This is a genomic window from Psychrobacter sp. PG1 (genome assembly GCF_014897815.1).
GTDB lineage: Bacteria > Pseudomonadota > Gammaproteobacteria > Pseudomonadales > Moraxellaceae > Psychrobacter.
This window is the reverse complement of sequence record NZ_JABUZG010000084.1, coordinates 248,385-257,778: the sequence shown is the minus strand read 5'-3', so window position 1 is coordinate 257,778 and position 9,394 is coordinate 248,385. Positions and strand designations below refer to the sequence as shown.

Annotated in this window: 7 protein-coding genes and 1 pseudogene; 4 read left to right on the top strand and 4 right to left on the bottom strand. The window is 39.7% G+C overall.

Annotated elements, in window-relative coordinates; translation table 11 throughout:
- Positions 1-383: 383 nt before the first annotated feature.
- Positions 384-671: pseudogene (locus INT03_RS14240) on the top strand (IS3 family transposase); the annotation flags it as partial.
- Between the two features lie 136 nt (positions 672-807).
- Here the strand turns inward: INT03_RS14240 and INT03_RS14235 are convergent.
- Genes INT03_RS14235 through INT03_RS14220 form a run of 4 tightly spaced genes read right to left on the bottom strand, consistent with a single transcriptional unit; the run spans position 808 to position 7,395 of the window.
- On the bottom strand, positions 808-1,566 hold the full coding sequence (locus INT03_RS14235; RefSeq protein WP_193009446.1) for a hypothetical protein: 759 nt from the start codon (positions 1,564-1,566) through the stop codon (positions 808-810).
- Positions 1,567-1,584: 18 nt separating this feature from the next.
- On the bottom strand, positions 1,585-3,918 hold the full coding sequence (locus tag INT03_RS14230) for a glycoside hydrolase family 73 protein (RefSeq protein WP_193009445.1): 2,334 nt from the start codon (positions 3,916-3,918) through the stop codon (positions 1,585-1,587).
- Entirely contained in the window at positions 3,915-4,463 is a 549-nt protein-coding gene (locus INT03_RS14225) for a hypothetical protein (RefSeq protein ID WP_193009444.1), read from the bottom strand. The genes INT03_RS14230 and INT03_RS14225 overlap by 4 nt, the downstream gene beginning before the upstream one ends.
- Positions 4,444-7,395, bottom strand: coding sequence for a contractile injection system protein, VgrG/Pvc8 family (locus INT03_RS14220; protein WP_193009443.1), 2,952 nt, complete (start codon positions 7,393-7,395; stop codon positions 4,444-4,446). The genes INT03_RS14225 and INT03_RS14220 overlap by 20 nt, the downstream gene beginning before the upstream one ends.
- A 216-nt stretch (positions 7,396-7,611) precedes the next feature.
- Between INT03_RS14220 and INT03_RS14215 the strand changes: the two genes are divergently transcribed.
- Genes INT03_RS14215 through tssB form a run of 3 tightly spaced genes read left to right on the top strand, consistent with a single transcriptional unit; the run spans position 7,612 to position 9,394 of the window.
- Positions 7,612-8,058: a hypothetical protein gene (locus INT03_RS14215; RefSeq protein WP_193009442.1), complete on the top strand. Its 447-nt coding sequence runs from the start codon at positions 7,612-7,614 to the stop codon at positions 8,056-8,058.
- Between the two features lie 19 nt (positions 8,059-8,077).
- Positions 8,078-8,860, top strand: coding sequence for a hypothetical protein (locus INT03_RS14210; protein WP_193009441.1), 783 nt, complete (start codon positions 8,078-8,080; stop codon positions 8,858-8,860).
- A 21-nt stretch (positions 8,861-8,881) separates the two neighbouring features.
- Entirely contained in the window at positions 8,882-9,394 is a 513-nt protein-coding gene (tssB, locus tag INT03_RS14205; RefSeq protein ID WP_045451928.1) for a type VI secretion system contractile sheath small subunit, read from the top strand.

Below are 9,394 nucleotides of genomic sequence, written 5' to 3'. Positions count from 1 at the left end.
GTGTCCTCAGTTAGCTTGAATATAAGCGAGTAGAGTACAGGTCTCATAAGAAATTACAAAATAATATCTAATGGCGCAGCAAACAGCCAAAAAAGGTCATTATCAAAAACGATTGTTGGTATTATGGTTGGTATTGTCTTGTTTTTAATTTTATATATTTATATAAATCAATGACTTATTTTTATAGTTTAGTTTCCGCCATCTCCACCAAATATTAAAAATCCGATCACTTAATGTGGTCGGATTTTTTTTGGTTTGGTTTTAATGCGCTTGGCGTAGAATATTGGTATGTTTATCGAGGTGAAATATCATTCACTATTCAATAGTGATAACTAGAAAAGTCTATTATCAAGTCTATATATACGGTTTTTTCGGCATAACTCAGTCATGCCTACTACAAGATCATCAAACCGCATCATTTCAAAGGCTCAATGAGTGGTGAAGGCAACTGTTTCGACAACGCACCCATAGAAAGCTTATCGGGTGAGGAGCACTGCTCCGCAAGGAATAATGAACTTGTATATCATCAGGACTATAAAACAAGGTTTACAGCAGTCAACGATATCACACAATATATCGAGCTGTACCAAAACCAAACAAGAGTTTAAAAGAGTTTAGGCTATAAATCGCCAAGACAGGTGTGGTTTGACTATTATCGTCAAGCTGCGTAACTAAATATCCTAAGTTTAACCGTACGGATTTGAAGGCAGGGGTAGGGTGCGTATGGAATAGTGGCTTCTATATAAGACTAGTTATACTATACAACTTTGATACTTATATCAGAATATAGTTAAGCATCTCTATTAATTATTTTAAATTTTTAAAATATATCTCATTTCCATTTGCACATTCATAGTAGAAGTGATAACCAGCAGCCATGTCTTGCTTTAATAACTGATCCACTGTTTTCTCATAATTTTTTATATAGTCGTTACAGTCAACCTTATACCCATTTTCTGTAGGCAAAAATTTGATAGTTTCATGAGTAGATATTTTGCTACCTTCTAATAGGCTACCTATTTCTAGCAAACCAGACTGATTAGCTAAAGTATTAAGTTTATTGTTTAGGTTATCATCGTCGTATCTGCCCATGTAGTCTGAACCCATGACTTGTTCAATAGACTCTATTTCAAAAGATAAGTCTACTGCATTGATTTCTTTCATTTGTGACCAAGAGCCGACTGCTCTTAAATCTTCATCTAAAAATTGTAAACTGTAAAGGTAGTAAGCATTATCCTTAACTAATAAGTAGTACGTAGCCCCATTTGAACCCTGATTTCGAGATAGATAGTACTTCCCATCGATTTTTTCATGATTCAAGTTTTTACAGTCTTTTTGTGAACTACATTTCTTGTGAGAAAAGTAGATACCTGCTGGAATACTACTATCTGTATCTGTATCTGTATCTGTATCTGTATCTGTATCTGAAGATGATTGAGTAGTATTCGTCTCTAACTTTGAGTTTATGTCATTGTCATTATGGATATCGGTTACAGAAAGCTGAGCAGTAGTATCACTACAAGCTTGTAGAGCTAACATAACCAATAAGACTAGTGTTTTTTTCATAAAATATAACTTCTTTATCTATTGAGGTATTTCGAGATGAAAAGCTGGCTCAGCTTTATCTCTAAGAGGAGATATAAAGCTTGAAAGCTTACCTTGATTTAAAGCTACATCACAAATATCTTGGAATCTTTGCTTTTGTGCATTGGTAGTTAATCCATTACTATTGACACCCAGGTCAATGATATTTTTCTTAGCATAAGTCTCAAAACTGACGCAATGTTTAGATACTCTCATGCCTTTTTTATCATATTCTAAAATCCTAGATACCATATTCTTAATAGTTTTATTCCTACCCAGTCCTTTTTTTATACCGCTCTGGCAGATACGAGTTACTTCTGCTCCTGGCGCAGCATATCTAATGACTTTACCACTAGCAATATTACTATACATTGCACTAGCTTGCTCTTCTGGTGTTCGCAACGTACTTGTTATATATATTGTTTTCATTCCATATTGGGAGGCAAGCTCACGCAAAATGTTTTTAGATTTTTCAGTAACCACATCTGTTCTTTGTGTCTTAAATTTAACTTCAATATTTGGTATTTTAGGCTTCTTAGCCTTATAAACGTAAGCAGTACCATTTTTATCACTATTAGCAACGATAGTACCTTTTTTAACTTCCTTCCCATTCTCATTGACTAATACTCCAATGCTAACACCCACATCTGAATCATGCGTACGGCCTCTTGTACCATCACTACCAGTAGTAGAAGCATTCTTACCGTATTTAGTTGATTGAGTCCAATAGGTTAATCCTGACAAAGGCTTATTTGTATCTTCATCTAGAAATTTAATAGTAATTTTTGCTTTATCTGTTTTAATTTCATTTGTTGGGCCTTTTGGCGTGATTTTGTCATTACGTATAATGTTACCTTTGTCAGTAGCGCTTGGCTTCGTATTATCCGGTTTTTGCGAGGAGGAGGGTGTACTGGTAGCTACATTACTAGTAGAGCTAGGAGAGTTGCTAGGATCTCCTATCAGCTTGTCAGTATTGTATGTCCATTTAGTTGACCCATCAGTGACGATATTACTGGTAAATTTATTTACTGCTACATGAATGATTTTTAGTTTCTGACCCGCTAGCGCTTTGACAGTGGCTATGCCTCTAGCATTGGCTTTTTTAATCTCAGAGATGCGACCGCGATAGACTGTTTTGAACTCATAGTTAGGGACAGGCTTTTTGTTTTTATCAACAAATATGAGTTGTAGGGTTACCACAGGAACTTTGAGTATTTTGGTTTGCCCGTTTAGGTCACCTATAACGGGAAATGCCATGCTATAAATAGATTGTTTCTTGCCACTGTCATCATCAAGGTAGACGCTGATAGATTGGCTAACATCAGCTGTTATACCTGATTCGATACCTGAGCCGTCAGTTTTATGGGGTTTGATGTTGTTTTTATACTCAAGATGATAGGTTGTGTTTGGTAGGGGTTTGCCTGTGTCTGCTTCTACTAGTTTTATGTTGAAAGTCACATTATTAGAATTTTTTGAATCAGCAGTAGATGATTCACTATTATTAGTTGTGGTACTCTTACTTTCATATATCGGTTTATTATCAGCAGTTAGATGATTGACTGTTTTCGTCACAAATTTATCATTGGTAATATTTACTTCAATTGCCAATTTTCTTTTATTAGCAACAGAATATGAAAATTCTTTACTATCAAGATTAAAGTTTATTGAACCATTAAGATTGGAGGTTATTCCCTCTATAATACCTTTGCCGTTAGTTTTTTTATCGATATATTTATTATGATCAGTTTTTATGAGAACTTTAGTGTTTGCTAGGGGCTCACCGCTTACACCTTTTTTAAATACAGCCGCAGTAATGACACAACTTGCTTTTTCTTCTGCACGTGCTATGGCTTTTCGCATTGTTGGGCCAAAAACTGCAATGAGTAATTCAGCATAAATTAACTCACCAGTCTTTTCGTCTGCATGTGTAGCATATCCAGCATCTTCAAGAGCTTGGACTTCCTTTTCAAAGTTTCCTAATATATCTTTGCTAAATATTTTAGAATATCTAGGATTTCTTTTTAAGAAGTCGACTCTATCATAGATAGCTTCTTCTTGCGTATCAAAAACAGGAAATTTGGAGTTTTCATACCTACCACTGCTTTTCTTTCCTTCCCATACTCTAAAAACCTTAGTTTTTCCTTTCCATTTGCTGTCAAGCTTGATATTAAAAATATTGTTAGTACCAGGCAGTACTTTCTCACCCCAGCCTGTCTCTTGGGCCGCTTGAGCCAGCATAGTTTTCCATGACATACCTGTCTCGAACGATACTTTTCTAATAGGACAATAAATATCAACGATAAAGTTCAATTTATCTTCATAAGTGTAGCTCATAGTAGACCTATACTAAATTTCTGATCAAAAGATGAAGTTATGTTTTCATTACCTTCTTTCTTATCTTTACACTTGATATTTATAGTTAAGTTAAATTTATTTAAAAACTCACCCCTTGAATGATCAGGCATGCAGCTCCAAGCTTGATTTAAGTATTTCTTTGAAATAAACTTATTATCTTTATATAAATAAGTAGATAAAGTCATTTGTGCAACAGACTCTGCTGGATGATTTCGGTCTAATCCGATGATAATTAAGCCTTGATTAGTGTTAAAGCAGCCTGCAACAGTAGATTGCCAAAAATGATCAGGATCAGGTACAAACTTAATTTTTTTCCCCATATAATCAAAATAACTGACTCGCGCTGGTATGCTGTCATCAAACACAGTTTCATATTGACAATCAGAATTTATAATCAAAGGCTCATCTTTAACCAATTTTGATCCGTTAACAGACTGTTGAGTATTACATCCAGCCATAGTTAATAGAACACTCAGTAAAACAGATACCGAGCATGTTTGGACTTTAGCAACCGCAATCTTCATCTTCATCCCCAAAATTGTCGTCAAGATCTAAATCATTGATATCTATTTCTCTAACAGTAATCGCATCAAGCTCTAACTCTATCTTCTCAGCCTCATCACCAAACACCCTTAGTGTCTGACCCTCTTCATCAAGCTTACCTTCAATCTCAGTACCTCTTGTGTGATTAATAATCTTATAGCTGATACCTTTGTCTATTAAATCTTGAGGAATAAGCTTTTTTAAATCAAACGCTTTACTAAACAATCCCGAGGTCGGTAAAGCAACCACTGGCGCATTCACTTTAGCCCCACTCACCAAACCCTTCTTCACCGCTTTTATCTTAATCACCCCCGGGCACACCAGCTTAATCCCGCTGTCATCAATCGTAATGGATGCTCCTGCTGAGGTTTGCAGCTTAATCCGCTTCGGACTCGACACATTCACCTGTCCAGCCTCACTACCAATCGTCATGCTTTGTTGACTGTGTAATTGCAACTCACCACCCTGTGCTTGTATCGCTAGTGGCTCTCTATTGGCACTGATATGTAAGCCTGATAGATCGACTTGACCACCAACCCCAGAGAGCGAGTCAATCGTATTTGCCGTCAGCGTATAATTGCATGCCACCACATCCGACTGGGTGCTGCCTGATTGTCTGACGATTGTTTTCGCCGTCCATAGGGTATTACTTGCTGACGCTAAGATACTGTCTTTACTGACCAGCATCACATCAGCAGCGCCCAATACTTCCGTATTTAGCGTCTCATCGATGATTTGTGCGCTGGTTTTAAACACTTCTATCGATTGATTGGCGGTCTGCATGGCTGCCGTAGATTGCAAGTGTGCTTGTTTGGCTTCTTTTAATGTCTCACTCAGCTCAGCTCCTAAGCCTAATTGCCGCTGTCCTGCATCATTGACCCACGCTGACTCATGCTCGCTTTGACTATGCCTGACACCAAAAGTGGAGAGCAGTACGCCTGTATCACCACTGATCTGTAGTCCATGATCGGTGGCTAGATTAATCCCCTGACCACTGGTTGATGATTGATGATTGCTAAAACGATGACGCAGTATGCCAAGCTCAAGCACATGCTCATCAGAGGCAAAGGTGGCGCTAGAAGTGATGGTTGGTGTCTCAGCATTGGCTTTGCTGTCCGTATTCACCGTCCACTGGAGACCGACTTTATTAGGCGTGTCATCAAAGCTCATGGTCACCTCAGAATCAGAAGTCAGCCCATATTGAGCAATACCAGAGATCCAACCACTGTGCCCATCATCTTCACTAATTTGCGAATGACCCAAACCACCACCATGCCATCTAGGGGACGCGCCGCCTTGTAAGTTATGTCTATTCGATAGTCCGCTATCACGAGTGGTGATGTCTTTTTCATCGACATCACCCATACCGATACCGTCATAAAGCGATCTGCTAATCACAGGACTGTCTATATCACCGTACCAATGGTTAAGCAGCACCGACTGCCCAAGCCTTGGCGCAAACTGCCAACCATGCGTGCTACCCGATGACAGCTGCAATGAGCGCAGTGGCGGGGTAGTGCCATCATCATGAGGGCTGATACCTGACCAGACAGACGTAGTAATAGTTTGCTGTAGATTGTCAGTGCTGACACTTGAGTCATAGCTGGGGGAAGCTGATAAACCTGTGTCACCAGTACGAGCTTGGGCGAGACCCGTGTAAGTGCTACTGGCAAAGGATAAAGAACTGGGATAAGGGCAATAAGGAATAGCAGCGTCAAGTAACGTCGCTAATACCCAAACCCCAGTATCGCGGGCGATGTCAAAGCCATGATCGGGTATTGAAAAGTGATTGTGATTCATTGCATGACAGTGCATATGCTGAGCAGTGCGCTGTAACCACTGTTTGATAAATACTTGATGATGGTATGACACGCTATCGTTGTCAGGCTCAATACCGATTAAGGTAACCGCGATACAATGCGTGGATAAGCTACCAATAGAGGGTAGGTTATTGATACTCACTGGACTACTGACGCTCAGACCACGCAGGGCACCCGTCGCTTGATAAGTTTCGCGCTGACAGCGATTGGCAGATATCCATTGCTCTGCTATATAAGTAGCGGCGTCCTCGCTGTTCACGCGAGAGGGTGCACCAATTAATACCGTCGTGTCATCTATCGCAAGCAGTGACTCATCTACTGCTTGACCTTCATAAATGGTATCTGCCGCCAACCCATCTGCTCGTACTATTACCCTATCACTGCCAAGTTGCTGCGACCTCATTTGTAGCGTATTGACACTATCTTGACCTGATTGTACGGATGACTGAGCATAACTATAGGTCAGCGGTATGAGCTCGCCTGTGTCTAAACCATCAACCAACCACCACGTGCCAAGCTCATCAACGGAATTCCCTGACACCCATAAAGTCGATATACCAATATCAGCGAGCAGACCAGTAACAAATTCATAGTCGCTGACATCCGACTGTATACGCATGGATAAAGGTGCCGATAAACGTGCGGATGATTCATCATCTGATGACAAAAGAGACTCAGATATTTGCCAATTTAAATCGTAATCACTAAGGATGAGGGTAACAATATCGAGCGTCGATTGATTGATAAAACTGCGGGTATGTATCGACTGTGCCAACTGCCAATCGGGGCTAACAACTTCTAAAGTATAAAAGTGCATCGCGCCATCAGATTGCTGATAACGGATGCCGCGTATCAGCCCAGTACGACAGCTAGCGGTACGATCAGCGGAAAACGTGGTTAAGCATATCGGAGCATTGATTAATGATAAACAAGCGTTCGATTCGATAAAATTATAACTAAACACTAGTATGTCAATATTGTCAGATTGATTAATGCCGCTTGCACCGCAAAACGAAACAGGGTAAAAGGTGTTTATCGTTGGATTATCAGTATGAACGGTAATATTATGTAGACGATTGGTCTTAGAAGGCATAAGAAGGGTACCGTTACTGCGTATTTTATACCAAGAAAATGGCTTGAATGGGTGATTTACTAAATTATTTATTAAGAAAAGTATAGAGTTTATTGAAATATTGTCAAGTATATGTATAATCAACCTCATTGATTTTTTATGATTAATGAACTTTAGTTATATTTATTTCTTTTAAAAAATCTATCCTTTTATATTTTTAGTGATGATCCTGTTGTTATGAATCCTATTTATCGTACTAAACTTGCCACCGCAGGTCTGCTATCAGTCTTACTTAGCGCGTCTTTATTGACAGCGGGTTGTGGCACCACTGCTCAGAAAAATGTACAAACCACGGTCAGCAAACCAATAGTGAAGCAGTTGAGTGAGCCTTCGCTTGCCTATTTGTCAAACGGCAATCAACTTAGCAGTGAAGCGTGGATGACTATTGCCAAAAATAACTACGACGCAAAACGCTATGCACGGGCATTGAGAGCAGCTAATGAGGCTCTAAGCGTTGATAATGAAAGGCTTGATGCACGTCAGCTTGCCATGCTTTCAGCAGTTAAAGTGATGGAAAGTAATATTGATGCTTATCACGATAATAGTTTGATGAATAGTGGTGATAAGGCAACACTGAATGAAACGCTCACCAATATCACCACTTTAGTTAACGCGTCTAATTAAAATAATGTTGAGCAGGCACATGTATTTATCTCACACCAATAATGGCGAGCACCGACTTACAATGACCAGTATCAGAAGCAATATTAGAGTCAGTTTTACGCTATCCAAAGCGTTTTTGGCAGGTCTGTTCATCATGGGTTCAGCAATGACTACCGCCCATAGTGAGCTTGTCATACAAGAAAAAGACCCCGGTTCTAGCATCATAAATCAATTTTCGGCACTCAAAAATGCTGATGCAAAATCACCGCAACTGCATCAACTGGTCACGGATTTGAATCAAAGAGTATCTCGTAATCCTAATGACTCGCTAGCATGGGAGATTTTGGCGCAGATTTATTCTAACAATGGCTATCATGCTTATGCTGTTTACGCAGCCAGTGAAGCCATTGATCTGGGTCAAGGCACTGCTAAGCTAAAAAAGATACTACTCAATAGCAGCGCTATCGTCTCCCAAAGCCAGCTGCAATCAGATTATCTCACTGATGAAGTGGACGCAGCGTTTTTGAAGGAGTATCAGTACGCTTTAAGTAAAATATATGGTGATATCTATGGTTTCAATTACGATGAGTCTTTGCCGAAACCACCAGCGCCAGTCGTCAAGCCTAGAAGCGGTAGATCAGGCACTAAATCAAAACCTCAGCCCCACGTGTCTGTAAAAAAAGCATCGAAGCCTATTAAGAAAAAACCAGCCGTAAAAAAACCGCCACGACCACCAAAAGTTAAGCCTGTTACTAAACCTTCACCTACCAAAAAAAGTAACGCCGAATCGACTGATCCATTCAGTATATTGCGTTCAAACTAGACATTGCTGAGGTAACTTATTATGGCAAAGCAAGACAGTGTACAAAAGAAACTCGCAAAAGTACGTGCGCCTCGGGTGCATCTGACTTATGACGTTGAAGTAGGCGATGCGATCGAAACCAAGGAAATTCCTTTTGTCGTTGGCGTTTTGGGAGAGTTTTCAGGAGATTCCACCCTTGAACAACCACGCTTTAAGGACAAAAAGTTTGTCGAAGTGGACTTGGATACCTTTGATGAGGTGATGTCAGGTCTAGCACCGCGTGCGACCTTTCGAGTAGGCAATGACTTAAGTGATAAAGGTGGCGAATTCGCGGTTGATTTGGCATTTAATAGTATCAACGATTTTCGTCCTGAAGCGGTTGCTGATCAAATTGAGCCACTAAAGCAATTGGTACAAGCACGAGATCGCTTAGCAGATTTACGCAACAAAATATCAGCCAACGAAAAACTTGAAGACCTATTAGATGACGTGCTTAAAAATACTGAGCAAGTCAAAAAAATGGCGGAACAAAATCAAACCGACGGTGAGGATTAA

What these genes read in the sequence shown, in the direction of transcription:
- INT03_RS14215 (WP_193009442.1), top strand. Translation starts at nt 7,612, where the DNA reads ATGAATCCTATTTATCGTACTAAACTTGCCACCGCAGGTCTGCTATCA.
- INT03_RS14235 (WP_193009446.1), bottom strand. Translation starts at nt 1,566, where the DNA reads ATGAAAAAAACACTAGTCTTATTGGTTATGTTAGCTCTACAAGCTTGT.
- INT03_RS14210 (WP_193009441.1), top strand. Translation starts at nt 8,078, where the DNA reads ATGTATTTATCTCACACCAATAATGGCGAGCACCGACTTACAATGACC.
- INT03_RS14230 (WP_193009445.1), bottom strand. Translation starts at nt 3,918, where the DNA reads ATGAGCTACACTTATGAAGATAAATTGAACTTTATCGTTGATATTTAT.
- tssB (WP_045451928.1), top strand. Translation starts at nt 8,882, where the DNA reads ATGGCAAAGCAAGACAGTGTACAAAAGAAACTCGCAAAAGTACGTGCG.
- INT03_RS14225 (WP_193009444.1), bottom strand. Translation starts at nt 4,463, where the DNA reads ATGAAGATTGCGGTTGCTAAAGTCCAAACATGCTCGGTATCTGTTTTA.
- INT03_RS14220 (WP_193009443.1), bottom strand. Translation starts at nt 7,395, where the DNA reads ATGCCTTCTAAGACCAATCGTCTACATAATATTACCGTTCATACTGAT.